The organism is Mesorhizobium sp. M0074 (genome assembly GCF_040322975.1).
GTDB lineage: Bacteria > Pseudomonadota > Alphaproteobacteria > Rhizobiales > Rhizobiaceae > Mesorhizobium.
Genome location: NZ_JAMYUM010000012.1, coordinates 131,043 through 156,229, shown reverse-complemented (window position 1 = coordinate 156,229; position 25,187 = coordinate 131,043). Strand labels below are relative to the sequence as shown.

Below are 25,187 nucleotides of genomic sequence, written 5' to 3'. Positions count from 1 at the left end.
GTGAGAGAATCCTGCTCTATTGTGTCGCGCCACCGTGGAGGGAGCAGTGCATGGACGAAAAACCAGTCGATTCGCTCAGCGAAAGCGAGGCGGCAAGCGAGTTGAAGCGGTTGGCGCAGGAGATCGCCGAGCACGACCGGCGCTACCATGGCGAGGACGCGCCGATAATCACGGATGCGGAATATGACGCGCTGACGCGGCGCAACCTCGCCATCGAACAGCGCTTCCCCGCTTTGGTGCGTGAGGATTCGCCCTCACGCAGGGTCGGCGCGCCGCCGGCGGAAGGCTTTGCCAAGGTGCGCCACGCGGTGCCGATGCTCAGCCTAGCCAAGGCCTATACCGACCAGGACGTCGCGGACTTCATCGAACGGGGCCGGCGATTCTTTGACCGCGACAAGGATCTGAACATCGCCTTCACGGCGGAGCCGAAGATCGACGGGCTATCGGCTTCCCTGCGGTATGAAGGCGGTGTGTTCGTGCAGGGAGCAACGCGCGGCGACGGCGTCGTCGGCGAGGACATCACCGCCAATCTCAAGACCATCGCCGATATTCCCAAGACCTTGAAGGGATCGGACTGGCCCGAGGTCATCGAAATACGCGGTGAGGTCTATATGACCTACGCGGAATTTGAGGCGCTGAAGCAACGTTCGGCGGCGATAGGCGGCCAGGATTACGTCAATCCGCGTAACACGGCGGCCGGGTCGCTCCGTCAGAAGGACCCGTCCGTTACCGCCAGCCGCAACCTCAAATTCTTTGCCTATGCCTGGGGCTATACGACGAAGGATCCGGCTCCGACCCAGTACGATTCGGTGCAGAAGTTCGCGGAGTGGGGGTTCAAGGTCAGTCCGCTGATGGTCCGAGCAAAATCGGTCGAGGAACTGGTCGCGCACTATCACCTAATCGAGACCCAGCGCTCATCGCTCGGCTACGACATCGACGGCGTCGTCTACAAGGTCGACCAGCTGGAATTGCAGCGCAGATGGGGCTTTGTCACCGGCGAACCACGCTGGGCCATTGCCCACAAATTTCCGGCCGAACAGGCGATGACGACCGTGCTCAGGATCGACATTCAGGTCGGCCGTACCGGTACGCTGGCGCCCGTTGCCCGGCTTGCGCCCGTCACGGTCGGCGGCGTCGTGGTCGAAAACGTCACGCTTCACAACGAAGACTACATCAAGGGTCTGGACAGCAACGGCCAGCCGATCCGCGACGGCTATGACGTGCGTATCGGCGACACGGTGGTCATCCAGCGGGCAGGGGACGTCATTCCGCAGATCGTCAGCGTCGTCGCCGACAAGCGGCCGACTGATGCCGTGCCCTACGAATTCCCGCACAAATGTCCGATCTGCGGCTCGCCGGCAACGCGCGAGATCAACGAGAAGACCGGCAAGGAAGATTCCCGCCGACGTTGCACCGGCGAACTGATCTGTCCTGCGCAGGCCGTCGAAGGATTGCGCCACTTTGTGTCGCGCGGCGCCATGGATATCGAAGGCCTGGGCGCTGAAAACATAGACCTGTTCTTCAATGCCGGGTTGGTCAAGACAGCCGCCGATATCTTCACTCTCCGGGACCGCCGTCCCGCCGTCACCAAGGCGCTGGCGGAGCGACGGGAGGAGCAGGCCAGGCAGCGCGAGGCCGCATCGGGCAAAACGCGCAAGAATGTACGCAGCGTCGAGGAACGCAACTATGACGGCCTCGACAAGCTCTTCGCTGCCATCGACGCCCGCCGCGAACCGGAACTTGATCGCTTCATCTTCGCGCTGGGCATCCGCCATATCGGCGAAACGACGGCCGCTGTGCTTGCCCGAACCTTCTCGACGATCGAGGAGTTGATCCGCATCGGCAAGGAGACGGCAGCGGCAGCCGATCCACACAGCGTTTTTCCTTCGATCAACGGCATCGGCGATACGGTGATAGGCGCGCTTCGCGATTTCTTCGGCAATGAACGCAACGACGCCGTGCTTGAAGCGCTGCTCACACAGGTCCATCCGAAGCCGTACATTGTGAACGTCTCAGCCGATAGTGCGGTCGCCGGCAAGACAATCGTGTTTACAGGCACGCTGGAAAAGATGACGCGCCCGGAGGCCAAGGCGATGGCCGAACGCCTCGGCGCGAAGGTCGCCGGCTCGGTTTCCGCGAAGACCGATCTTCTGGTGGCAGGGCCAGGCGCCGGTTCCAAGCTGAAGGATGCGACCAAATTCGGCATCGAGGTGATCGACGAGGACACCTGGCTGCAGCGGATCGGCAAGGGCGGGTGATGGCGGCTGCGTTCAACGGTTTTGGGCAAAAGGCCATTCCCTTCCTCAAGGCGCTGGATTTTCATCAGAGCCGGGAGTGGTTTTTGGAAAACCGCGACCTTTTCGAACGCGACCTGCGCGGTCCCTTCGGCGATCTGGTCGAGACGCTCTCCGAGCGCTTCATGGCATTGGGGCTCGGCCTGCGCGGCGACCGCAAGAAGTCGCTGTTCCGGATTAATCGCGATGTGCGTTTCGCCAAGGACAAACGGCCTTATAACCGGCATTTGTCGGCGATCCTTTCGCCCGACGGCACCAAGATGGAACAGGGCGTTTTTTACGTCCATATCGGGCTCGAGCGATGCTTTGCCGCCATTGCCTGGTGGCAGCCCGGACCGGAGCTATTGCTGGCGCTGCGCAACGCGATCGCGAAGCGGCCCGCTGAATTCCGCAGCCTCGTCGCGGCGCTGAAGAAGAACGGCCTCGAGATCGACCCGGACGGCTGCATGAAGCGCACGCCGCGCGGCTTCGAGCATATCGCCGAGCCCGATCTCGCTGCCGCGATCCGCAACCGGCATTTTGCCGTCCGGCACGCAATCGAGCCGGCGGATATCTACGGAGCTGGATTGGTCGACGAACTCGTCGACTTCGTCATGCGGGCAAAACCGCTGCTCGACTGGGGCAGGGCGATCGATGGCAAGGCTTCGCCGCGCTAGGCTCGGAAGCGAGCTTGCCGCGACGCTTCAGCCATCATTTCCGCTGATCGTTTGCCTCAAGCAAATTGGTGTGACAAGCCGGGCCGCTCTCTCTACATACGGCCGTTCCCAAGGAGCGATCGATGTCGGCGGAAGCAATCTCCGAAAACGGAGCGAAAAGCGATTTCTGGGACGGCGTGCGGCTCAGCATGCCCGTCGTGGTGGCGTCGGCGCCGTTTGCATTGCTGTTCGGTGCGCTCGCAGTTGACAACGGGTTTTCCGTGCTCGAAGCGTTCCTGATGAGCGCAACGGTGTTCGGCGGCGCCAGCCAGATGGTCGGCATCGAGCTGTTCGGCCAGCATGTCGCGCCGTGGCTGATCGTGCTGTCGATCTTCGCGGTGAATTTTCGCCATGTGCTCTATTCGGCTGGCATCGGCCGGCGCATCGCGCATTGGCCGCTGATCCAGCAGGCGATAGGCTACTTCGTGCTTACCGATCCGCAGTTCGCGGTGGCCGAGCGCAAGGCGGAGGCCGGCGAGACCGTCGGGTTCACCTGGTATATGGGGCTTGGGCTGCCGGTCTATGTGTTCTGGACCATCGAAAGCGCGCTCGGCGCGATGTTCGGCAAGCTTATTCCCGACACCCATGCGTTGGGCATCGATTTCCTGCTGCCGATCTATTTTCTCGGCCTAGTCATGAGCTTCCGCAAGCGGCCGCTGTGGCTGCCGGTGGTCATCGCCAGCGCTGCCGCCTCCATCATTGCATACAAAACGGTCGGCTCGCCCTGGCATGTCTCCATAGGTGCGCTGGCCGGCGTGCTGCTCGCCGTCATCCTGCCGCCCCGCCACAGCGGCGTGGAGGTACGGCGATGAGCACGACCTTGTGGATCATCATCGCCGCTTCGATCGCGACCTATCTGACCCGCATCGGCGGTCATCTGGTGATCTCGCGTTTCGATCAAATCCACCCGCGCGTCGAAGCCGGGCTCAGCGCCGTGCCGGCGGCGGTGCTGACCACGCTGGTGGCGCCGGCGGCGCTCAGCGCCGGGCCGGCGGAATGGGCAGCCTTGATCGTTGCCGGCTTGGTCTCACTGCGCGGCGGCCTGATGGCGATGTTCCTGGCGGGTGCTGCCGTGCTGATCCTCGCGCGGCAGCTCGTCGGCTGATCGACTTTTGCCTTGGCGGCGAGAGCACACATGCGTTTTACCGCAGCGACTATTGCCGCGCCGACCCGCGACAGGCTCAGCCGGATCGCCTCCGATCTCTCCTGGTGGGCGCGACGCACGGCGTCACTATAGAGGGCTTCGCGCTGCTTCGGCGTCAATGCGCTTAGATCGGTCGGCTGGATGCCGAAGGGCTTACGCGACATTTCCATCTCCCCTGGTTTGCCGTGTTGATCGGCAGCTACACCGGCGATTTACGGGAAAGGCATAATCAGTTAAAATGAATAATTAAGATCGTTATGTTCTCCAGGAGAGATGTATGGATTTGGCCGATCTGCGCATCTTCCGCACGGTGGTGCGCGAGGGTGGAATCACCAGGGCGGCGGAAAAACTGTTTCGCGTGCAGTCGAACGTGACCACACGCATCCGGCAGCTCGAGGAGGATCTCGGCGTGCAGCTGTTTATCCGGGAGGGCAAGCGCCTGCACGTATCGCCGGCCGGTCACAGATTGGTCGGCTATGCGGATCGGCTGCTGGCGCTTGCGGAGGAGGCGCGAACGGCGATGCTCGATCCACGCCCGCGCGGCACTCTTCGCCTAGGTGCCATGGAGAGCACCGCTGCGGCACGGCTTCCAAGTCTGCTCGCCGAATACCATGCACGGCATCCCGAAGTGGAAATCCAGTTGCGCACCGGCAATCCGCAGGTTCTCGCGACCGCCATGCTTGCCGGTGAGCTCGATGCAGCGTTCGCCGCCGAGCCGATCGCCGACGCCCCATTCGAAAAGCTGCCCGCGTTTCACGAGCAGCTGGTCATTGTCTCGGCGGCATCGCGCGTTTCGGTCGAAGACCACCTGGACATGCCCAAAACCATGATAGCCTTCGAGCACGGCTGTCCGCACCGCAAGCGGCTGGAACAATGGTATGCGCGCCGAGGGTTCATGGCCGAGAAAACCATCGAGCTTGGTTCATACCATGCCATCCTTGGTTGCGTGGTGGCTGGCATGGGCATAGCGCTGATGCCGAAAAGCGTGCTTTCGGGTTTCCCGGAAAGCCGCTGGCTAAAGCTGCACGAACTGCCCTCTGACGAAGACAACGCCGTCACGGTGTTGTTCTGGCGCAAGGGAGCCGGTTCTCCCAACGTCACCGCTTTGCAGGGACTGCTTGCGGAGCAATGCCTGTCAACCGGCGTTGCCGCCGCGGCTATTGCTTGAAGTCGTGCGGCAGCGGCGCGGTTGCCTTTTCCAGCCAGGCCAGCGTTTCGCCGTCGAGCATCGGTCCGATCTCGGCCAGTACGCGCGCATGGTATTCGTCAAGCCAATGCAACTCGTCGCGGGTTAAAAGGTCCGATCGGACCAGCCGCTTGTCGATCGGCGCCAGCGTCAGTGTCTCGAAGCCGTGCATGGCGATGTCGCCGCCCTCGATTGCCTCGGCCGGTGTCACCAGAATCAAGTTCTCGATGCGGATGCCGTAGGAACCTTCCTTGTAATAGCCGGGCTCGTTGGAGACGATCATGCCGGCCAGCAGCTTTTCGGTACCGGTCTTGGCGATACGCTGCGGGCCCTCATGCACGGCAAGATAGGAGCCGACACCGTGCCCGGTGCCATGGGCGAAATCGCAGCCGTGTCTCCATAGCGCCAGGCGCGCCACTGCATCGATTTCGGAGCCGCGCGTGCCCTGGGGGAAGCGCAGCATGGAGATGCCGATCATGCCTTTCAGCACCAGCGTGAAGCGCTCGCGCATCTCCTCGGTTGGCGCGCCAATCGGAACCGTGCGGGTAATGTCGGTGGTGCCGTCCTGGTACTGCCCGCCGGAATCGAGCAGGAACAGCTCGCCATCCCCCAGCTTGCGATTGGTGGCGCGGGAGACGCGGTAGTGCATGATAGCGCCGTTAGGACCAGCGCCGGAGATGGTATCGAACGATACGTCGCGCAGCGGCATCTGCGTTTCTTCGCCGGTCTGACGGCGCGTCTCCTCAAGCCTGGTGACAACGGCGATTTCGTCGAGCGTGCCGGGCTTCTGGCGGTCGAGCCAGCACAGCAGCTTGGCGACCGCGGCGCCGTCGCGGCGATGTGCGGCGCGTGCGCCGGCGATCTCAGCTTTGTTCTTTGTTGCGCGTGGAATGCGGGCCGGATCGGCCGTGGCAATGACGGTGCCGCCATTATCCTCGACCAGCATTCTGAGCTTGTCCGCCGCGAGAACCGGGTCCAGCGCGATTTTTGCGCCGCCCTTGGCCCGGGTGACGATTGCCGTTTCGAATTCACCTGGTTCGTGCAATTCGGCGAGCTGCGTCAGGTAGGCCGCGACGGTGCGCGAAAACTTGCGCTGGTCCATGAAAAGCAGATGCGAGCCGTCGGCGGCGAGCACGGCAAAGCCGAGCGCCAGCGGTGTGTGCGGTACGTCGCCGCCACGGATATCGAACGCCCAGGCAATGGAGGAGGGGTCGGTCAATACGGCATGGGTGGCGCCGTCCTTCTCGGTGGCCGCCGCCAGCCGCACCAGCTTGTCCTTGGCCAGTTCGCCGGCAAAGCCGATCGGGTGGATCTCGACCGGCCCCAGTGGCGGCCCGGGCTGGTCCTGCCAGATGGCGTCGATTGGATTCTCTTCGAGCGGCACCAGTATCGCGCCTGATTTCTCGGCCGAGGCCTTCAGCGCCTTGACGTCACTGATCGTATGGAGCCACGGATCGAAACCAAGTCGCACGCCCTTGCCGAGATTGTCCTTGATCCAGTTGGCCGGCGGGTTGTCGACAAGGCTCTCGATCGAAAAGATGTCGAGATCGACCTCCTGGCGCACCTGCAGCGTGTAGCGCCCGTCGACAAACATGACGGCGCGCTCGCCAAGCACAATGGCGACTCCGGCCGAGCCGCTGAAGCCGGTCAGCCATTTCAGCCGTGCCGAGCGATCGGCGACATATTCGCCCTGGTGCTCGTCGGCACGGGGCACAATGAAGCCATCCAGCCCGTTCGCCGCCAACCATTGGCGCAGCATTGCCACGCGCGGCTTGCCAACGGCCGGATCGCCGGCGGAATCGAAGGTCTGGAACATGTCGGCTCTCCTCGAATGCTGGCGCGACCGTAGCGCATGACCTCGAAAATCGGAATCGATTTTCGGAACGATCATTCCCGGTTGCTGCGTGTCTCTTTGCGCATGGAGGCCATGCAGAATCGGCGATTTCAAAAAGCGTCAGCAAGGCTTACCTTCTTCACGTGGAGGAAAGAGTCCTATTGCCCTGCAAAGGAGACCGTCATGTCCACGATTTCACGTAGACGCGGATTTTTCAGAAACGCTGTGAAAGCGCTGATCGAAGCTCGCCAGCGCGAAGCGAGCCGGTATGTGAGCGGCGTTCTGCTTGGCTTTGACGACGAAACGCTGAAAGCTCACGGCTACGATCGCGAACAGCTGAAGAAAGCGGCGAACTCGCGCTAGGTCCGAGTTGATTCCGGCTTGCGTTGAAGGCGCTGCGCCTCAGCGCTTGAGGTGAATCGTCACCCAGCCCCCGCGGTGCAAGGTGCGGACGTGCCGGAATTTCTGGCCGACATAGGCCGCGATTACCGCATCGCGCTGGCGCTCGAGGATGCCCGACAAAACGATCGAGCCACCGAGCGCGATATGTCCGGCCATTTGCGGCGCCAGACGCATCAGCGGCCGCGCCAATATGTTGGCGACGATCAGGTCGAAGGGCGCACGCGCGGCAAAGATCGGATGATGAAAACCGGGCGCCGCCACCGTTTCAATGAGCCCCTTGACCTGGTTCAGCCGCGCATTGGCGGCGGCCACCTTGACGGCGACCGGGTCGATGTCGGTCGCCAGCACCGGTATATGCGCGAGCCTGGCCGCTGCGATGGCGAGCACCGCGCTGCCGGTGCCAAGGTCGAGCGCGTTGCGCGGATGCTCGCGCTGTATGACCTGCTCCAGCATTTCGAGGCAGCCGGCGGTGGTGCCGTGATGGCCGGTACCGAAGGCAAGGCCGGCCTCGATCTCGATGGCGAGCTCGCCGCTGTGGCGCTTCCTGCGGTCATGCGCGCCATGGACGAAGAAGCGCCCGGCCCGCACCGGCTTCAATCCCTCCAGCGAGCGCGCCACCCAGTCGATGTCGGGCAGCGCTTCGCGCGCTATCGGTTTCGACAGCGACAGTCCGGCAAGGATGTCCCTAAGCCGCGCCTCGACCGCATCGACGTCGTCGTCGGCATAGAGCGATACTTCGTGGATGTCGCGGTCCTCGTCGACCTCGAGCACCGCAATCGGCAGGCCCTCATCGTCGAATGCCGCACCGAGCGCCGCGAAGATGCGATCAGCCTCGATCTTGCCCGCGGTGAAATACAAACGCGTCTGCGTCATTACCGGATATGTCAACCTTCCGCCGCCAGCCGTTTGAGCTTGGCGATGGCGGCATCCGGGCTTTCGCCATAAGCAATGGTGCCGGCGAAATCGCCCTTGGCGTTGAGCAGCAGCACCGAAGCAGTGTGGTCCATCGTGTAGTCGCCGTCGCTCGTGTCGACTTTCTTCCAGTAGATGCCGAAGGACTTGGCCATGGCGTGGACCTTGTCGGGATCGCCTGATATGCCGAGGATGCGATCGGAGAAATTGCTGACATAGGTGTTCATGATTTCGGGCGTATCGCGCTCCGGGTCGACCGTAACGAAATAGGCACGCAGGTTCTTGCCGTCGTCGCCCATCGTCTTCAGCCAGCCGGCCAACTCGAAAAGCGTGGTCGGGCAGACTTCCGGACAGTGCGTGAAGCCGAAGAAGACGACGCTGGGGTGGCCGCGAAACGCGGCTTCGGTGACCGGCGCGCCCTTCTGGTCGACCAGCGTGAACGGTGCTCCGAACGGCTCGCCGCCATAATGTCCGCGGTACCAGTCGAAGGTGAGCCAGCCGATTCCGGCGGCCATCAGGACGAGAATACCGACCAGAATTGAACGCATCATCAGTGAAAGTCCGTCGTTATTCCATCGGGCGCCGGGTTGGCGCCGTGAAGGCCCTGGCTTGGCGAACACTCTTAGCGGTTCGGTCGTGCCGACGCAAAGATGTCGCGTTGCCGCAACCGGCAATCCTGTGGGAGGCGATCTGCTTGCAAAGCGCTGCCGTTCGTCCCACCTGAGGTCGGCAAAATTCGAACCGCAGGAGGCCTCTTTGCGAAAACTGATTGGCGGCGCGTTAGCCGCATGCCTTGTCATTGGCGCCGGCGCGGCCGCCGCCGAGGAAGTCGGCAAGGTCGGCGTCGATTGGCTCGGCAACGATATCATCGTCGAGGCGATCAAGGATCCGAAGGTCGAGGGCGTGACCTGCCACGTCTCCTATTTCGACCGTGGCGTGATCGACCGCCTGCAGAAAGGCAACTGGTTCGAGGACCCGTCCGATTCCTCGATCTCCTGCCGCCAGACCGGGCCGATCACCATTGGCGACATCGACATGAGCGAGGCCGGCGAGGAGGTGTTCAAGCAAGGCATCAGCCTGATCTGGAAAAAGCAGGTGGTGAACCGCATCTACGACAAGGCCAACGAGACCCTGATCTACCTGTCGCATTCACGCCAGGTGCAGGATGGCTCGGCAAAAATGTCGGTCACCACCGTGCCGCTCTACGGCCAGAACGTGGTGTGGACCAGCGGCAAGCCGAAATAGAGACTGAAGGTGCTACAGGGTCCTTGGCGCGTCCAAACGGATGCGCGGCGCTGCACTCGGCTTGCGAGACTATGCGCGCGGGCGTAAAGCGCGCGCATGGACCGTCCCGAACACCTTGTCCTGAAAGATCCCGAGCCGCGCATCCATCCGACGGCGGAGCTGAAGGCGTGCAAGCTTGGACGCTACGCGTCGATCGGCGAGCGGGTCATCCTGCGCGAGGTGACGGTCGGCGACTTTTCCTACTTCGAGCGCCACGCCGAGGCGATCTATACGACGATCGGCAAATTCTGCTCGATCGCCGCCAACAGCCGCATCAATGCGCTGGAGCATCCGGTCGAGCGGCTGACGCAGCACAAGATCAGCTATCGGCCCAACGAGTATTTCCGCTGGCTGGGTGTCGATCAGGCGTTCCGCGACCGGCGGCGGGCGAAAGCCGTCAGCATCGGCCATGATGTCTGGATCGGCCATGGCGCCGTGATCATGCCTGGCGTAGTGATCGGCAACGGCGCGATCGTCGGTGCCAACGCGGTGGTGACGCGCCACGTGCCGGCCTATGCAATCGTCGCCGGCGTTCCGGCCAGGCCAGTGCGGCAGCGCTTCAGCGCGGAAACTGCGGCCCGGATCGAACGGCTTGCCTGGTGGGACTGGCCGCTCGAGAAACTGGCCAGGGCAGTCCCCGACATGCAGGCCTTGCCCATCGAGGCTTTCCTCGACCGCTGGGAAAACGACGCCGCCTGAGTTCGGGCTATCTGCAAGCGGTCCGACGGCCTGCGCGATCTGCTCCTCCAACAATGTACCCGCGACCTTCCGCCGCGAGGGAACCAGGAGCGGCTGCCAACTGTTTCTGCAGACACAATGAACTCGGCTTCCGTCCGGGTTCGTCGCCCGGCTGTTGAGGGAGTTTGAATGATTGAGAAGCTTTTCACCAGGATCGCCAACAACGTCGCCCATTTTGCCGGCCTGCCGCCGACGTTTGCCGTCTGTTTCCTGATCATCGTCGTCTGGGCGGCAAGCGGGCCGATGTTCGGCTTTTCGGACACCTGGCAGCTCGTCATCAACACCGGCACGACGGTCGTCACCTTCCTGATGGTGTTTCTCATCCAGAACACCCAGAACCGCGATGGCGCTGCGATCCAGGCGAAGCTCGACGAATTGATCCGGGTCAGCACAGCCCAGAACACCTTCATCGGTATCGAACACCTGACTGAGACCGAGGTCGAAGAGATCCGCAAGAAATGCGAACAGGCAGCGAAGCGGCATGATCAGAAGCTTGCCGAGTTGGCAGCCGAGAAAGCCATGGCGAAGAAGCGGAACACGAAGAAGCACGCGGCGGCGTGATATAAAGGTCCGGCGCATACCTGCGAAGATCGGATCCGATTCTTTGCTACGGTGATCTTCGGTTCGGGATCATGCGGTGCGTGTCATGAATGCCGCGAAAGCATCTTTGTAGTCCGGGTGCCAGCGCGACAGGGCAGGGCGGTTCTCGATGAGGTCGCCAATCGCCCAGCCCATGCGCTTTTCGTCCATGGACCGGGTCGCCTCGTTATCGGGACACAGGATGTAGAAATCGCCACGCAGTAGCGAGGCCAGCATGAAGTCGATGACCTGCTCGCCGGTCCAGGCGCCGGCCGGCTTTTCGGTCGCACCTTCGGTCAGGCCGGTAAAAGTGAACCCGGGGATAAGCAGATGCGCCGCGACACTGGCGCCCGGCTCGTTGCGCAGCGCGTGCGCCAGGCCTTCGGTATAGGTCTTCACGCCCGCCTTGGAAACGTTGTAGGCGAGGTTGCCGGGCGGCGTGGTGATGCCTTGCTTGGAGCCGGTGTTGACGATCAGGCCCGGCTTTCCCGCCGCCAGCATGCGCGGCGCAAAGGCCTCGACGCCATGGACGACGCCCCAGAAATTGATATCCAGCAGCCGTTTCCAGGCGTCGCGGTTCTCCCACGGCTTGCCGGGATTGTTGCCGACGCCGGCATTGTTCATCAGCAGCGATACGTCGCCGAAGGCGCCGAATGTCCTTTCGGCCAGCCGGTCGAGTTCGTCGGCCTTCGAGACATCGGTGGCGACGGCAAGTACGGCGCTGTCGCCGGCGATGGCGGCGACGGCGCGTCGGGCCTCATCGAGGCGTGCGCCGCCAATATCGACCAACACGATGTTCATGCCCATCGCCGCCAGCCGTTTGGCCGCGGCAAGGCCGATGCCGCTGGCCGCGCCGGTGATGACGGCGACATTGCCGGAGGCAAGTGCGGGCAGGGCGGTCTGGATCTCGGCGTCGGTGGTCATGATTTTCTCCTGTTCTGGCCGCGGCGAACTTAGCGCGGAAAGAGGCTCGCGCAAGCCGGTACCGGCATCTTCGGGTTGACCGCATCGGCGGGCGCTGCGCATGCTGATATCGAAAAAGGAGACCTGACGATTGACCGACTGGATCGAGATCCTGAAAGAACAGACCGCCACCGGCGACCAGATGAGCCGCGAGGTGCCACAAATGCTCGCCAATCCCGACATCAGCGAAGCGCAAGTTATGACGCTGTTTTCGGCGCTCGAAAAACAGGCCGAATTCGTCGAAAAGCTGCGCATGGCGCTGGAAAAATTCGGCCATGATTTTTCAGTGATCAAGGCGGCCGAGCGGCTGGAGGAGCGCTACGCCGACCTTGCCGCTTCGGTAGCGGAAAAGCTGAAAGCAATGCGAGGCTAGACGGGGCCTATTTCTCGATCAGCCGCTCGAAGCGCCTGTCCGGCACGAACCAGATCATCGCCACCAGGACATAGATCGAGACACCGATCCAGTGATTGACGAAGGTCAGCGCGATGGCGGAAAGATAGAGGACCAGCGAGATCTTTCCCTTGAGGTCATTGCCCAACGCCCTGGCGAAGAGAGTCTCGTTGCCGTGCAGTCGATGCAGGGCCATGGTGAGGATGTTGAAGCCGATGGCGCAGAGCGCCAGGTCGACGCCATAGACGGCAACCGGCACCGGCGCGAAATGGTTCTCACCCATGAAGGCTGTCGTCGCCGGCATCAGCGATAGCCAGAACAGCAGGTTGAGGTTCGCCCACAGCACGCGGCCGTCGACCCGCTGCACGGTATGGAACATGTTGTGCAAATTGTTCCAGTAGATGCCGACATTGATGAAGGACAGCACATAGCTGAGGAAGATCGGCCAGAGTGGTGCCAGCGCGGAAAAATCCTCGCCATGCGGCACCTTCAATTCCAGCACCATGATGGTGATGATGATGGCGACCACGCCATCGGTGAATGCCTCGACTCGTCCCTTGCCCATGAATCTCCCCTGACAATCCTCTGACGTTAGAAGAGGATATCACTCGGCGCTATCGGCAAAAGCTGCCCAAGTTGTCAGGAGCAAGCCAAGTTGTCAGGAGCAAGAAGGGGGAGGGGAACGGCTGACGCGAAAACGGCGTTAGAGTGTCAGGTCCCGAATATCACGCTATCAAAGGTCGAAAAATGACCGCTCACGCTCAAGTCATGACGCGCGATTACGAACTCGGCGGCCGCGCTGCAGCGGCCGCCGTGGCCGCCATGATTGCGGCTCTTTTCGCCGGCAGCACGGCGCTGACGCCGCTTTACATCATCTACAAGCAGCTCTTCGGCTTCTCGCAGATCACTTTGACGCTGGTCTACGCCGTCTATGTCATCGGCAATCTGGCGGCGCTGCTGATGTTGGGGCGTGTGTCCGATGTCATCGGGCGCCGTCCAATGGCATTGGCCGGGATAGCGGTGGCCGTCGTCAGCGCGGTGGTTTTCCTGTTCGCCGAAAATGTCGCCTGGCTCGACATCGCCCGAATTCTGAGCGGACTGGGAATCGGCGTCGGCGCGGGCACCGGCACCGCCTGGCTCGCCGAATTGCTCCCGACCGACGACAAGTCACAGGCGGCGACGATTGCCACCAGCACCAATTTTCTCGGCCTCGGCCTCGGTGCGCTGGGGGCCGGGTTGCTCGCCGAATACGCGCCCTGGCCGCTCAGGCTGACATTCGTCGTCTACCTGGCGATGCTCGCGACTGTAACCCTGCTGGTCTGGCGCACGCGGGAAAGCGTTTCGCGGCCAGGGAAACTGGCTGACGTTTCGATGCGACCGCGGCTTTCCGTGCCCGATGACATCCGCGCAAGTTTCGTTGCGCCGGCGGTGACCGGCTTTGGCGCAATGGCGCTGGTCGGCTTTTATGCAGCACTCGCACCGAGCATTTTGGCGCAGCAACTGCAGGTAACCAACCATGCCGAAGCCGGCGCTCTGTTCTTTGAATTGGCAATCGTGACGGCCGCCACCATTGTAGCGACAGCACGTCTTTCGAGCCGAGCCGCGATGTTCGCGGCGCTCGCGCTGATGATCCCAACCGTCGCGCTGATTGTTGCGGCGCAGGTCTTCGCCTCGATGGCCATAATGATTGCCGGGACCGCCTTGTGCGGCGTGGCGGCAGCGCTCGGCTATCGCGGCGGCTTGCAAGTGGTGAACGAGATCGCGCCGGCGGACCGGCGCGCCGAAGTCGTCTCGGCCTTCTTCATCTGCTGTTTTTGCGGCAACGCGCTGCCGGTCATCGGCATCGGCGTTCTGTCGACGGTGGCAGGTGCGACCGTGGCAAGCCTGGCCTTTGCCGGCATGATTGTCGTCTTTTCCCTGGTCGCTCTCGGGTTTGGCGCGAAATACGCGCGCTGAGCCGACCTTTCAGCCGTTCGGTGTCTCGGGCGAAAGATGCGCGCGCTGGCGCGGTACGCCGAGGCCGGTATCCGGCGGTTCGCCGGCAGCCGGCCGGCTCTCGATCATGTGCAGGCTGCGCCAGCGGCCGAAGCGATAATAGGCCGCGGCCAGCACGAGCGAGGTTATAGAGCCAGCCGGAAAGCTCCACCACAGAGCTTCCTCGCCGATCACGCTTCGGAAGAAATAGGCGAAGCTGGTGCGCACCAGCAGCACCGAGATCACCAGGATGATCAGCGGCGGCATCACCGCGCCGGTGGCACGCACGGTGGCGAAGAGCACGATGGTGATGCCGAACAGGATGAAGGACCACGATGCGATCTTGTTGATGTGAGTGGCGATCTCGATTGCTGCACTGTCGCTGCCAAGGAAGAGGCTGAGCACCGCGCGATCGAATACGAACAGCAGCGCGACGAGCATGCCGGTGAGCACAAGGTTGAAGCCGACGCCGGAGGTGGCGATGCGTCCAATCCGGTCCCAGCGCCTGGCGCCGACATTTTGCGCCGCCATGGACGACACCGCGGCGCCGATGGCGAGCGCCGGCATTTGGATATAGGTCCAGAGCTGTGCGGCTATGCCGTAGGCAGCTGCAACCTGCGAGCCGTACGAGTTGACCATGCCCATCACCGTCAGCGCCGCAGCCGAAACGACGATCATCTGCAGGCCCATCGGCACGCCCTTGAAGACGACAATGCGCAGCAGCGCCGGGTCCGGCCGCAGCAGAGCGAGATTAGCGCCGGCCAGCCGCAGCGGGTGCTTGCGCGCATAAAGCACGATCAGGATGGCAACCACGCTTACCGTCTGGCCGATCAGCGTCGAGGTGGCCGAGCCGGCGATGCCGAGTTCGGGGAACGGGCCGATGCCGAGGATGAGCAACGGGTTCAAAACGACGTCGAGCACGACGGCCAGCGCCATGAACAGGAAAGGCGTGCGCGAATCGCCGGCGCCGCGCAGCACCGTCATGACGAAGGACAGCAGGTTCATCATCGGCACGGCGAGGAAGATGATGCGCAGATAGGAGCGCGCCAGCGGCAACGCATCGGCCGGCGTGCCGAGCGCATCGAGGATCGCATCGACCCAGATCCAGCCGCAGACCGCGAACACCACCGAGACGAGGAAGAAGAAGGTGGCGCTGGTGCCGACGATGCGCCGGGCTTCGGGCAGATCGCGGGCGCCGACGGATTGCGCGACCAGGATGGTCGCCGCCATGCCGATGCCGAAGACGGTGCCGAGGATGAGAAACAGCACAAGGTTGGCATTGGACGTGGCGGTCAGCGCCGCTTCACCGAGGAAACGGCCGACCCACACGGCATTTATCGAGCCGTTGAGCGACTGCAGCACATTGGAGCCGAGCACCGGCAGGGCAAACAGTAGAAGGGTGCGCGGGATAGGCCCACTGGTGAGGTCGCCGGTCCGCCGGCGCGCGGGCATGTTGTCATCCATGGCAGGCAACTCGGCGAAGGCTTGTCTTGAGTCCGGTCCGCAATGATTGCCGATTTAACGGAACGGGTCGATGCGGCGCTGCAAATTCCGCCTGGCGTGCCTTGATCTAAGCATGTTCTCAAAGCTTCCGGAATCGGATATTGATCACGGACGCGTGGGACCGCATTTCCTGGATCTCAGGGCAAGCCGGGGGGCTCATGTCCGATATTCCGTTGTTTTTTGAGCGCCTGAACCGGCGCGCGTTTCTTGGTGCATCCGCTCTGGGCGCGGCCTCCGTGGCTCTTTCGGCGTGCACCACGACGGACGTGGCAGCGCCGCCAGTGACCGCGGCGCCAAGCGATCCGGCTTTCGGCGATGCCGCAAGCATGTATGCCGCGCGCGTCGATGAGGGCTATCAACTGCCGGCAATCCCGGTAGCCAAGATCGATCCGAAATTCGTTCGCCAAATCGTGTCCGATCCGACCGGAGAAAAACCAGGCACGATCGTCGTCGATATCTCCGAGCACTTCCTCTATCTGGTGAGCGGCGGCGGCAAGGCAATTCGCTATGGCGTCAGCCTCGGCAAGGCCGGTTTCGGATGGACCGGCAGCGCCGTGGTTCAGGCTAGGAAGAAGTGGCCGGTCTGGACGCCGCCGCCGGAAATGATCCAACGCCGGCCGGAACTGGCGAAATACAAGGACGGCATGCCGCCCGGCCCGCAGAGCCCGCTTGGCGCCCGCGCGCTGTATCTCTTCCGCGACGGCAAGGACACGATGTATCGGCTGCACGGCACACCGGAGTGGGATTCCATTGGGAAGAACGCTTCGTCCGGCTGTGTGCGCTTCATGAATCAGGACATTATCGACCTCTACAGCCGCGTCGACGGCGTCGCGCCGGTCTTCGTGCGCCCGAACCTGTCGGCCGCCGGGAAGATCGCCGCCGTGTCGAACAGGACGGCCGAGCCGATCGATGCCGGCGTGCCAAAGGACGCGGAGATGTTGAGGTAAGTGCCTTCGACTGGATCGTCAGTCGCAGGTTTTGCAACGCACCAGGACACCGTCCTTGCGCGGGCGAGCCGCAACTGAAGGGCACGACCGCTCAATCGCGCCAGCTCAGGCGGACGCGTTCCGCGCGTCCGCCTGTATGGGTGCCGCTACTTCTTGGCGAGGCCTGGGAGCGTGACCTGATAGACCAGGAACATGGTGTCGACATCGGCGCCATCCTCGGCCTTGTAGGCCGCGCCTACCTGGAAGCCGTCCTGCGTGAGGAAGTCATTGTCATTGGCGACGAACAGGAAATAGTCGTCGGGCAGTGTTGGATCGAGGACGCTCACCACCGACATCGCCTCCCACTTCTCCGAAAGGTTGTTGCGGTCGTTGGGCGCACCATTGTGCAGCCCGAAGCGGCCGAGCTCGGTCTTGTCGTTGATGTCGATGAACGGCGTCAGCTTGGCCGGCGTCACCGATGGATCGAGCTCACCCTTGGGCGCCAGCGGCTTGTCCTTGTCGAATTCTGTGCCGGCGACATCGGTTGCCGCAGACACATCGACGACGCTGATCTCGCGGTGGAGCGAGGTGTCGCCCTTCAGCCCCTGGCCATTGCCGCTGTCGCGCGCCAGCATCAGGAAGGTCTTGTCCGACAGCGCCACGATTTCGCTCTGCGCGGCGATCTTGGTTTTGCCCTTGGCATCGGTGAACACCGGCAGCGGCACGACATATTCATGCGCGAGCTTGAGCTGGCCGGGATCCGAGGCATCGTAGACCAGCGCGCGCGTGTTCTGACGCGTCGAGGCGGAATCGCCGCCATCCTGCCTTGGGGCCGACTGCAGCACGGCAATCAGGAACTTCCCGTCCGGCGTCAGCGCCATGCCTTCGAGGCCCTGGTTGTTCTGACGGCCGGTTTCGGGATCCTTCGGATCTGGGTCTGCCGCGCCAAGTCCCGGATTGTTGGAAGCAAAGTTTGGCGTCCCGTGACGCATCGGGACAAGCGCCGCCGGCGGCTGCGTTGCCGACATCAGACGCCCATCGGCGGAGAAGCGGTAGATGTTCGGACCGTATTCGTCCGAGATGAACATCGTGCCGTCGGGCAGCCGTGCGATCGCTTCGTTATCGAGCGCGAGCTTGCCGTTGGCTTCGGGCAGGATCGGCATGTCGTCGGTCGCGGCACGCACGCCGTTGAGCGGATCGAGGCCGGTTGCGTCGGCGCCCTTGTCGTCGGTCAAAAGCATGGTGTCGGCAAGCGTCGCCTTGAGGCCCGATTGTTCCTGGCCGGTGGCCGGCACTGCACCCGGCGCGATCGGGGCGAACTCGAGGGCGATCGTGTTGAGGCGCGGGCGGTAATCGGTGGTACCGACGACATTGTAGCCGCGGTCCGGCAACAGCCATAACGAGCCCTTGTAGCCATCGGCGCCATGCGTCCAGCCGGCAGCGTCGATCGACATGCCTGAGCCGGAGCCAAACGTCTCGCCGAACTTGTCCTTCTGGCTGGCCGGGATGCGGCCGACACCGACCATGCCCTTGTTGACGAAGCTGACGCCGCCGACGGTTGCGGCGTTTTCAGCCAAGGCCGGGGTCAAGGCGGTGAACATCGCCAGCGCGACGGCGAGGGACGCGGTTCGGTGCAGGTTTTTCATGGAAATCCTCTTTGTGACAAAGCTGCCGGGGCCCGAAAAAGCGCCGCGTCGCATCAAGGATGCCGCGAAAGCCTTCGGAGAAGCGATCTAGGACGCGAACATGATACTTGCGTGACAGTGCCGCGCTTGCTTGTCCCCCGTGGTTGCAACTGGCCTGGGTATGGCGAACTCGTCGTCGCCGAGCGAGCAATTAACAGCTTTACAAATAATCGTTATTATGTAAAGTTATGACAATGAAAGGTCCCCGATGACTGCCTGTCGTTTCGCCACCCGCCTCAATTCCTTTGCCTCGCGGCCACAGTCCGAGTGGCCCGATCTTGTCGGCAAACCGTCCATGCTGCAGATGGCGGCACGTGCGGCGAAGGTTGCGGAGTTGACCGATCTCGACCTCAACTTCCCCGACCATGTCGGCGAAAAACCTACGGAAATGGCGCGCAAACTCAGCGACATCGGGCTTTCCATCAATGGTTTCGCCATGCGCTACTACTCCAATCCGGCTTTCAAGCTCGGTGCCTTCACCAATCCAGATCCTTCCGTTCGCCGCGAAGCCATCGACCTGACCAAGGCCGGCATCGACGCCATCCGCGAGGCGGGCGCCGGCCTGATGACGCTGTGGCTCGGGCAGGATGGCTTCGATTATGCTTTCCAGGCCGATTATGCGACGCTCTGGCAACACGAAATCGATGGAATTCGTGAAGTTGCGGCGCATGACCCCGATTGCCAGATCAGCCTTGAATACAAACCCAACGAGCCGCGCTCTTACAGCCTGATGCCCGATGCGGCGACGACGTTGCTGGCGATCCGCGAGATCGGCCTGCCCAATCTCGGCGTGACGCTCGATTTCGCCCATGTGCTCTACGCCGACGAGCAGCCGGCTTTCGCCGCTGCGCTGGTGGCGCGACACAGCAAGCTGCTCGGCGTGCATCTCAACGACGGCTACGCCAAGCGCGACGACGGCTTGATGGTCGGGGCCGTGCATACGCTGCAGACGATCGAGCTGCTCAGGCAGATCCGTCGAGACGGCTATGCCGGCGCCATCTACTTCGACACGTTCCCCGACATGACCGGGCTCGACCCGGTCCACGAATGCGAAGTCAACATCGCGACTGTCAAGCGCATGCTGCGCGTCGTCGATCGGCTGGAAAAGGACAATCGCCTGTCCACTGCCGTCGACCGTCAGGACGCGGTCGCCTCGCAGGCCATCATCCAGGAAGCCATGCTCGGGCCGGACAGCTGAAGCTCCGGCGCCATCGCCGTTTTCAACCAGGGAGGAAAGACCATGAAATTTCTGCTTGCCACCGCCACCGCTGCCCTGATGGCGCTGTCTATAGGCTCGTCGTTTTCCGCGGACCTCGCGCCGCTCAATTCCGACACCGAGAAGGATCGCATCGACTGGTCGCAGGTCGAGGCCAAGTTCGGGGCTTTCCCCAAGCTGCCCGAGGGCACCAAGGCGGGTGCGGTCTCCAAGACGCTGACCAACGAATACTGGCGTTCGCTGGGAGAGGGCTACAAATCGTTCGGCGACCGCACCGGCGTGCCCGTGGTCTACCAGGCGGCGCAGAGCGAGGGCGACCAGCTCGGCCAGCTCACCATCGCCGAAGGCCTGGTCACGCAAGGCTACAACGTGCTGCTCGTTTCGCCGCAGACCGACTCCAACCTGCAGCCGATCATGGAACAGGCCAAGGCCGCCAATGTGCCGGTGGTCAACGTCAACGACGCGGTCATCCCGCAGGCCGAGCACTATGTCGGCAATGTCCAGCGCGACAACGGCGTGCGCGTCGCCAAATGGTTCATCAAGAATCGGCCGGACGGCGGCAAGGTCGCCATCGTCGAAGGCCAGGCCGGCGTCTACGCCGCCGTCCAGCGTACCGACGGTTTCAAGACCACGGTCACCGAGGCCGGCAAGTTCGAGGTCGTCGCCAGCGTCCCCGGCAACTGGGATCGCCAGACCTCCTACGACGCTGCCACCAACATCCTGCAGCAGCACCCCGACCTGATCGGCTTCTATGCCAACAATGACGGCATGGCGCTGGGCATCGTCGAGGCGGTCAAGGCTGCCGGGCTGCAGGACAAGGTCGCCGTGTTCGGCACCGACGGCATCTCCGACGCCTATGCCTCGATCCGCGCCGGCGAGCTGACCGGCACCGTCGATTCGTTCCCGGTGCTGACCGGCGAGGTGGCGCTGGAATCGGCGCTGCGACTGGTGGCCGGGCAGAAGCTGCCGCGCGTCGTCGCCACGCCGCAGGCGCTGATCACCAAGGACAATGCCGACCGCTACTCTGGCGCCGGCGACGCCGTGCGCAAGGCGCTGCTCGAGGACGCGGCAGCGGGCCAGTAGAGCAGGGCCGGCAGGTGCCGGCCTTGGGTCGGCACCTTGCCTGGAGAACCGAAGCAATGTCAGTCATCTCCCGGCTGCAATTCGAGGGCATTTCCAAGGTGTTTCCGGCCGTGCGGGCGCTGAGCGATGTGTCCTTTTCGGTCGGCGCCGGCGAAATCCATGGGCTGCTCGGTGAAAACGGCGCCGGCAAGTCGACGCTGCTGCGCATCCTGTCAGGCGTCTACCGGCCGACGGCGGGAAGCGTGCTTATTGACGGCAAACCGGTGACGCTGAACAACCCGGTCGCGGCGCGCGCCGCCGGCGTGGCGATGATCCATCAGGAGTTACAGCAGGTGCCACGCCTCAGCGTCGCCCAGAACATGTTTCTCGGCCATCCGTTGACGCGCGGCGGCGTCTTCGTCGCACGGGGCGAGCAGGAAAGCCGCGCTGCGGAAGCCCTGGCCGCCATCGACCCGACCATCGATCCGGCAGCCCCGCTTGGCTCGCTGAAGGTGGCGCAGCGGCAGATCGTCGAGATCGCCCGGGCGCTGCTCGACCGCGCCAGGATCGTGGCGATGGACGAGCCGACGTCGAGCCTCACGCCGAGCGAGTTCGAACGGCTGGCGGAAGTCATTGCCGGTCTGGCACGCGACGGTGTCGCCGTCGTTTATGTCTCGCACAAGCTGGACGAGGTGTTCGGCATCTGCGAGCGCGCCACTGTCATGCGCGACGGCGTTGTGGTCGAAACCGTCGATCTCGCGCAGGTGTCGGAAAAGGCCGTCGTTTCGATGATGGTCGGCCGCGAGCTTGCCCAGGAACAACACCGCTCGCATGCTTCCCCCGAGGTCAGGCTGAGCTTGCGTGGCCTCGCCTCGGCAACCAAGGTCCGTGACGTTTCGTTCGACCTGCATCGCGGCGAGGTGCTGGGCGTTGCCGGCCTGGTCGGCTCGGGCCGCACCGAACTGCTGCGGCTCCTGGCCGGCGCCGACCGGGCCTCATCAGGCGCAATAGAGATCGACGGCAAGGCGGTAAAGCTTTCCAGTCCGCGCGACGCCATCGCGGCCGGCATCGGCCTGGTGCCGGAGGAGCGCAAGCGCGAAGGCATCGTGCCGCTGCGGTCGATCTCCAGCAACATGGCGCTGGCCTCGATGGGCGTGTTCGCGCCGCGCGGCGTCATCGATCACAAAAGGCTGAAACGGGTCGCAGCCGAGAAGATGAAGCGGGTCAATCTCAGGCCGTTCCTGCTCGACCGGCCGATCCGCCTGTTCAGCGGCGGCAACCAGCAGAAAGCGATCATCGGCCGCTGGCTGGCGGCGGGAACGCGGATCCTTCTATTCGACGAGCCGACGCGCGGCATCGATGTCGGCGCCAAGGCGGAGATCTACCACCTGATCGAGGAACTCGCCGCCGAAGGCCATTCGGTAATCGTCGTGTCGTCCGAACTCCCCGAGGTGATCCGGCTCGCCGACCGCGTGCTGGTCATGCGCGACGGCACGGTCGCCGCCGAACTGGGCCGTGCAAGTCTCAGCGAACAGGCGATCGCCGCGCACGCCATACCCCAAACGGAGATTGAGGCCGGCAAGGCGCAAGGCCATCGGGCCGGTGCATAACGGACAGGACCAGCGGATGACCGATATAATCGAACACACAGCAGCGCGCCCAAGGGCAGATCTCCTGCACCGGTTTTCCGTGCGCGACGCCGGCACGCTGATCGGACTGGTGGTGATCCTCGCCGTCTTCGGTGCACTGGTCCCCGGCTTCTTTGCCGAGCGCAATCTGATCAACATCCTGCAGCAATCGAGCATCAATGCCTGCCTGGCGTTGGGCATGACGCTGGTCATCATCTCGGGCGGCATCGATCTGTCCGTCGGGCCGACGGCAGCCCTTTCGGCGGTCATCTCGGCCTCGATGCTGGTTGCCGGTGTGCCGTTTCCGCTGGCCATCGCCGCCGGCTTCGCCATCGGCCTTGCCTGCGGACTGCTCAACGGCGTGCTGGTCGCCTATGTCGGGCTGCAGCCCTTCATCGTCACGCTGGGAACGCTCAGCACCTACCGGGCGCTGGCGCTGATCTATACCGGCGGCAATCCGGTGCTCGGCCTGCCTGCCGGCTTCCGTGCCATCTTCAACGGCTCGCTGTTCGGATTGCCGTTGGCGGTCATCATCGTGGCGGTGGTCGCGCTGATTGCCTGGATCATCCTCAAGAAGACGCCGTTCGGCGAATATCTGCTCGCCGTCGGCGGCAATGAGGAGGCGGCCTACATAGCCGGCGTGCCGATCGCCCGCACCAAGATCGCCGCCTATATGATCTCGGGCCTGCTGGCAGCGCTTGCAGCGCAGATCCTGATCGGCCGGCTGGGTGCGGCCGAACCCATTCTGGGCAATCTCTGGGAGCTCGACGCCATAGCAGCGGCGGCGATCGGCGGCGCCTCGCTGATGGGCGGCAAGGGCAGCGTCGTCGGCACCATCCTGGGTGCCGTCATTCTTGGCAGCATGCGCAACGGCCTGACGCTGATGAACGTGCAGTCCTTCTATCAGCTCCTGGCAACTGGCCTTATAATCCTCGCCGCGATGCTTATCGATCGCGTGACGAGGGGACGTGGATGACCTTGACCGGGCTGGACCTGAAAGCAGTAGGACCGCGCATTCGCATGATGATGCCGCATCTGACGCCGCTCGAGGCGAAGGTGGTTGAAACGGTCTTCGGACGGCGCGGCTTCGACGAGACCATACCGCTCAAGCAGATCGCCGAGGAGGCCGGTGTCTCGGAGGCGATGGTGGTCAAGATCGCCAAGAAGCTGGGTTTTTCCGGCTATCGCGACTTTCGCACGGCGGTCTATGAATACAGCCGCCTGCCGACCGCCGAGATGCATCAGGAGCTGTCGGTGGACGACAGTTCGGCCGAGATCGTGCAGAAGGTGTTCCGCACCTCCATCCAGGCGCTGGAGGAGACGCTGGCCATCCTCGACATGGACGATTTCGACCGTGCCGCCGATCTGCTTTACCGCGCCAGGAATCGCGATTTCTACGGCGTCGGCGGCTCGGCGCAGATCGCACGCGACGTTTCGCACAAATTCCTGCGCATCGGCATCCGCACCTCTGTCTACGACGATTCGCACATGATGCTAATGTCCGCCTCGCTGCTCGGCGCCGACGACATCGCCGTCGGCTTTTCGCATTCCGGCAATACCAGCGCCGTCATCGACGCCATCCAGCTTGCGCGCAAAAGCGGCGCGCGCACGCTGGCCATCACCAACTATGACAACTCGCCATTGGCAGCCGTCGCCGACATCGTGCTCTGCTCGACCGCGCAAGGCTCGCCGTTGATGGGTGAGAACGCAGCGGCGCGCATTGCCCAGCTCAACATCCTCGACGCGCTGTTCGTGGCGGTCGCGCAACGCGACTACCAGGCGGCGGAGCGCAATCTCGGCCGCACCATGTCTGCGGTGACGTCGAAACGGAAAGATAAGGGCACATGACGGCTTCCCCGCCGCTGGTGACCGTATTCGGCAGTCTGCATTACGATATCATGGTCGAAGCCCCCGATCGCCCACGCAAGGGCGAAACGGTCACCGGCCATGCCTGGCATCCAAAATGCGGCGGCAAGGGCGGCAACCAGGCGGTGTCGGCAGCGCGGGCCGGCGTGCGTGCGGCAATGATCGGCGCTGTCGGCGACGATGATTTCGGCCGCGCGCTTCTCGACAATCTCGATCGCAACGGCGTCGACCAGCGCTTCGTGGGAGTGGCTGCGGGCGCCGGCTCGGGCATGAGCGTAGCGATCTTCGACGACAGCGGCGACTATGGCGCGGTAATCGTCTCGGGCAGCAATCTCACTCTCGGCGAAAAGGACATTACTGAGGCGGCCGAGCTGATCGCGCAAACGGCGGTTCTGCTGCTGCAAAACGAGGTACCGGAAGGCGCCAACATTGCCGCGGCGCGGGCGGTGAAGGCGCATTGCGGCTGCGTCGTCCTCAACGCGGCACCCGCGCGAAAGCTGTCAGCCGAACTGGTCGCACTCACCGATATCGTCATCGTCAATGCCATCGAGGCGGAATTCCTGGCCGGCGTTGCGGTCGTCGACACGCTCGAGGGGGCTGCGAAGGCGGCCGGTATGCTCGTCGGTTCCTATCCGGCCGCGATCGTCACGGCAGGCGGCGAGGGCGTTGCCTATCGCGACCGTGGCGGCCAGGCGTTCGCACTGCCTGCGATGCCGGTGAAGGTCATCAGCACCCACGGTGCCGGCGATGAATTCGTTGGGGCCTTCGCGGCTGGGCTTGCGCGTGGGCAGCCCGTCGAGGCGGCACTTGCCGCCGCCAATGCCGCCGCTGCCTCGCTGGTCGCAACGCCAGAGCGCGGGCGCGGGGGTCTTGATCAATCTGAGCCTGCTCAGTGACCGCCGCGA

Annotated in this window: 25 protein-coding genes; 18 read left to right on the top strand and 7 right to left on the bottom strand. The window is 63.5% G+C overall.

The genetic code is table 11. The annotated features are described in order from the left end of the window. The first annotated feature begins 50 nt into the window (after window positions 1-50). The 5 genes from ligA to NKJ73_RS18115 all read left to right on the top strand — a co-directional run bounded on the left by ligA (window position 51) and on the right by NKJ73_RS18115 (window position 5,301). Window positions 51-2,258, top strand: a complete 2,208-nt coding sequence (ligA, locus tag NKJ73_RS18135) for an NAD-dependent DNA ligase LigA (RefSeq protein ID WP_352570478.1) — start codon at window positions 51-53, stop codon at window positions 2,256-2,258. Next, the gene (locus tag NKJ73_RS18130) at window positions 2,258-2,950 is read left to right on the top strand and encodes a DUF2461 domain-containing protein (RefSeq protein WP_352570477.1); all 693 of its coding nucleotides are present in this window, start codon (window positions 2,258-2,260) and stop codon (window positions 2,948-2,950) included. Before ligA ends, NKJ73_RS18130 begins: the two co-directional genes overlap by 1 nt. Window positions 2,951-3,072: 122 nt before the next feature. Next, a complete protein-coding gene (locus NKJ73_RS18125) occupies window positions 3,073-3,801 on the top strand; it encodes an AzlC family ABC transporter permease (protein ID WP_023676752.1) in 729 nt (242 codons plus the stop codon). After that, the gene (locus NKJ73_RS18120; protein ID WP_023676751.1) at window positions 3,798-4,094 is read left to right on the top strand and encodes an AzlD family protein; all 297 of its coding nucleotides are present in this window, start codon (window positions 3,798-3,800) and stop codon (window positions 4,092-4,094) included. Before NKJ73_RS18125 ends, NKJ73_RS18120 begins: the two co-directional genes overlap by 4 nt. Window positions 4,095-4,410: 316 nt before the next feature. Next, window positions 4,411-5,301 carry a LysR family transcriptional regulator gene (locus tag NKJ73_RS18115; RefSeq protein ID WP_023676750.1) on the top strand — a complete coding sequence of 297 codons (891 nt, stop codon included), beginning with the start codon at window positions 4,411-4,413 and terminating at the stop codon, window positions 5,299-5,301. On the opposite strand, the gene NKJ73_RS18110 is transcribed toward NKJ73_RS18115, so the two are convergent. Continuing rightward, window positions 5,291-7,135, bottom strand: a complete 1,845-nt coding sequence (locus tag NKJ73_RS18110) for an aminopeptidase P family protein (protein ID WP_352570476.1) — start codon at window positions 7,133-7,135, stop codon at window positions 5,291-5,293. The two genes, NKJ73_RS18115 and NKJ73_RS18110, sit on opposite strands and share 11 nt — an antisense overlap. A 36-nt stretch (window positions 7,136-7,171) precedes the next feature. On the opposite strand from NKJ73_RS18110, the gene NKJ73_RS18105 reads away from it, so the two are divergent. Then, window positions 7,172-7,516 (top strand): hypothetical protein, encoded by a 345-nt coding sequence (locus NKJ73_RS18105; protein ID WP_352570475.1) that lies wholly within the window; start codon window positions 7,172-7,174, stop codon window positions 7,514-7,516. A 39-nt stretch (window positions 7,517-7,555) separates the two neighbouring features. Here the strand turns inward: NKJ73_RS18105 and NKJ73_RS18100 are convergent, their stop codons facing one another. Both NKJ73_RS18100 and NKJ73_RS18095 read right to left on the bottom strand, forming a co-directional pair. Then, window positions 7,556-8,428: a 50S ribosomal protein L11 methyltransferase gene (locus tag NKJ73_RS18100; protein WP_352570474.1), complete on the bottom strand. Its 873-nt coding sequence runs from the start codon at window positions 8,426-8,428 to the stop codon at window positions 7,556-7,558. 11 nt (window positions 8,429-8,439) lie between these two features. Then, a complete protein-coding gene (locus NKJ73_RS18095) occupies window positions 8,440-9,018 on the bottom strand; it encodes an SCO family protein (protein ID WP_352570473.1) in 579 nt (192 codons plus the stop codon). 205 nt (window positions 9,019-9,223) lie between these two features. Between NKJ73_RS18095 and NKJ73_RS18090 the strand changes: the two genes are divergently transcribed. The 3 genes from NKJ73_RS18090 to NKJ73_RS18080 all read left to right on the top strand — a co-directional run bounded on the left by NKJ73_RS18090 (window position 9,224) and on the right by NKJ73_RS18080 (window position 11,050). Continuing rightward, window positions 9,224-9,712, top strand: a complete 489-nt coding sequence (locus NKJ73_RS18090; protein ID WP_023676745.1) for a CreA family protein — start codon at window positions 9,224-9,226, stop codon at window positions 9,710-9,712. A gap of 96 nt (window positions 9,713-9,808) precedes the next feature. After that, window positions 9,809-10,450 (top strand): DapH/DapD/GlmU-related protein, encoded by a 642-nt coding sequence (locus NKJ73_RS18085; RefSeq protein WP_352570472.1) that lies wholly within the window; start codon window positions 9,809-9,811, stop codon window positions 10,448-10,450. Window positions 10,451-10,618: 168 nt separating this feature from the next. Beyond that, complete coding sequence (locus NKJ73_RS18080) at window positions 10,619-11,050, top strand: low affinity iron permease family protein (protein WP_031211766.1); 432 nt, start codon at window positions 10,619-10,621, stop codon at window positions 11,048-11,050. A gap of 69 nt (window positions 11,051-11,119) precedes the next feature. On the opposite strand, the gene NKJ73_RS18075 is transcribed toward NKJ73_RS18080, so the two are convergent. Next, window positions 11,120-11,992, bottom strand: coding sequence for an SDR family NAD(P)-dependent oxidoreductase (locus NKJ73_RS18075; protein WP_023676742.1), 873 nt, complete (start codon window positions 11,990-11,992; stop codon window positions 11,120-11,122). Between the two features lie 130 nt (window positions 11,993-12,122). Between NKJ73_RS18075 and NKJ73_RS18070 the strand changes: the two genes are divergently transcribed. After that, window positions 12,123-12,404: a hypothetical protein gene (locus NKJ73_RS18070; RefSeq protein WP_023676741.1), complete on the top strand. Its 282-nt coding sequence runs from the start codon at window positions 12,123-12,125 to the stop codon at window positions 12,402-12,404. 7 nt (window positions 12,405-12,411) lie between these two features. Here NKJ73_RS18070 and NKJ73_RS18065 read toward each other — a convergent pair whose 3' ends face one another. Further along, window positions 12,412-12,987 carry a TMEM175 family protein gene (locus tag NKJ73_RS18065; RefSeq protein ID WP_023676740.1) on the bottom strand — a complete coding sequence of 192 codons (576 nt, stop codon included), beginning with the start codon at window positions 12,985-12,987 and terminating at the stop codon, window positions 12,412-12,414. A gap of 182 nt (window positions 12,988-13,169) precedes the next feature. On the opposite strand from NKJ73_RS18065, the gene NKJ73_RS18060 reads away from it, so the two are divergent. Next, window positions 13,170-14,378, top strand: coding sequence for an MFS transporter (locus tag NKJ73_RS18060; protein WP_352570471.1), 1,209 nt, complete (start codon window positions 13,170-13,172; stop codon window positions 14,376-14,378). A 9-nt stretch (window positions 14,379-14,387) separates the two neighbouring features. Here NKJ73_RS18060 and NKJ73_RS18055 read toward each other — a convergent pair whose 3' ends face one another. Beyond that, window positions 14,388-15,860 carry an MATE family efflux transporter gene (locus tag NKJ73_RS18055; protein WP_352570470.1) on the bottom strand — a complete coding sequence of 491 codons (1,473 nt, stop codon included), beginning with the start codon at window positions 15,858-15,860 and terminating at the stop codon, window positions 14,388-14,390. A gap of 197 nt (window positions 15,861-16,057) precedes the next feature. Here NKJ73_RS18055 and NKJ73_RS18050 point away from each other — a divergent pair, with 197 nt between their 5' ends. Next, window positions 16,058-16,846: a L,D-transpeptidase gene (locus tag NKJ73_RS18050; protein WP_352570469.1), complete on the top strand. Its 789-nt coding sequence runs from the start codon at window positions 16,058-16,060 to the stop codon at window positions 16,844-16,846. 146 nt (window positions 16,847-16,992) lie between these two features. Here NKJ73_RS18050 and NKJ73_RS18045 read toward each other — a convergent pair whose 3' ends face one another. Further along, window positions 16,993-18,471, bottom strand: a complete 1,479-nt coding sequence (locus NKJ73_RS18045) for an esterase-like activity of phytase family protein (protein WP_352570468.1) — start codon at window positions 18,469-18,471, stop codon at window positions 16,993-16,995. A 247-nt stretch (window positions 18,472-18,718) separates the two neighbouring features. Between NKJ73_RS18045 and NKJ73_RS18040 the strand changes: the two genes are divergently transcribed. From NKJ73_RS18040 to NKJ73_RS18015, 6 genes are read left to right on the top strand one after another with little or no spacing between them, the layout of a single operon-like run. Continuing rightward, window positions 18,719-19,708: a TIM barrel protein gene (locus NKJ73_RS18040; RefSeq protein WP_352570467.1), complete on the top strand. Its 990-nt coding sequence runs from the start codon at window positions 18,719-18,721 to the stop codon at window positions 19,706-19,708. Window positions 19,709-19,750: 42 nt separating this feature from the next. After that, window positions 19,751-20,809, top strand: a complete 1,059-nt coding sequence (locus NKJ73_RS18035) for a sugar ABC transporter substrate-binding protein (protein WP_352570466.1) — start codon at window positions 19,751-19,753, stop codon at window positions 20,807-20,809. Between the two features lie 56 nt (window positions 20,810-20,865). Then, window positions 20,866-22,398: a sugar ABC transporter ATP-binding protein gene (locus tag NKJ73_RS18030; RefSeq protein WP_352570465.1), complete on the top strand. Its 1,533-nt coding sequence runs from the start codon at window positions 20,866-20,868 to the stop codon at window positions 22,396-22,398. 16 nt (window positions 22,399-22,414) lie between these two features. Then, complete coding sequence (locus NKJ73_RS18025; RefSeq protein WP_352570464.1) at window positions 22,415-23,392, top strand: ABC transporter permease; 978 nt, start codon at window positions 22,415-22,417, stop codon at window positions 23,390-23,392. Beyond that, window positions 23,389-24,264, top strand: coding sequence for a MurR/RpiR family transcriptional regulator (locus tag NKJ73_RS18020; RefSeq protein ID WP_023676730.1), 876 nt, complete (start codon window positions 23,389-23,391; stop codon window positions 24,262-24,264). The genes NKJ73_RS18025 and NKJ73_RS18020 overlap by 4 nt, the downstream gene beginning before the upstream one ends. Then, window positions 24,261-25,178: a ribokinase gene (locus tag NKJ73_RS18015; RefSeq protein ID WP_352570463.1), complete on the top strand. Its 918-nt coding sequence runs from the start codon at window positions 24,261-24,263 to the stop codon at window positions 25,176-25,178. Before NKJ73_RS18020 ends, NKJ73_RS18015 begins: the two co-directional genes overlap by 4 nt. The last annotated feature ends 9 nt before the right edge of the window (window positions 25,179-25,187 follow it).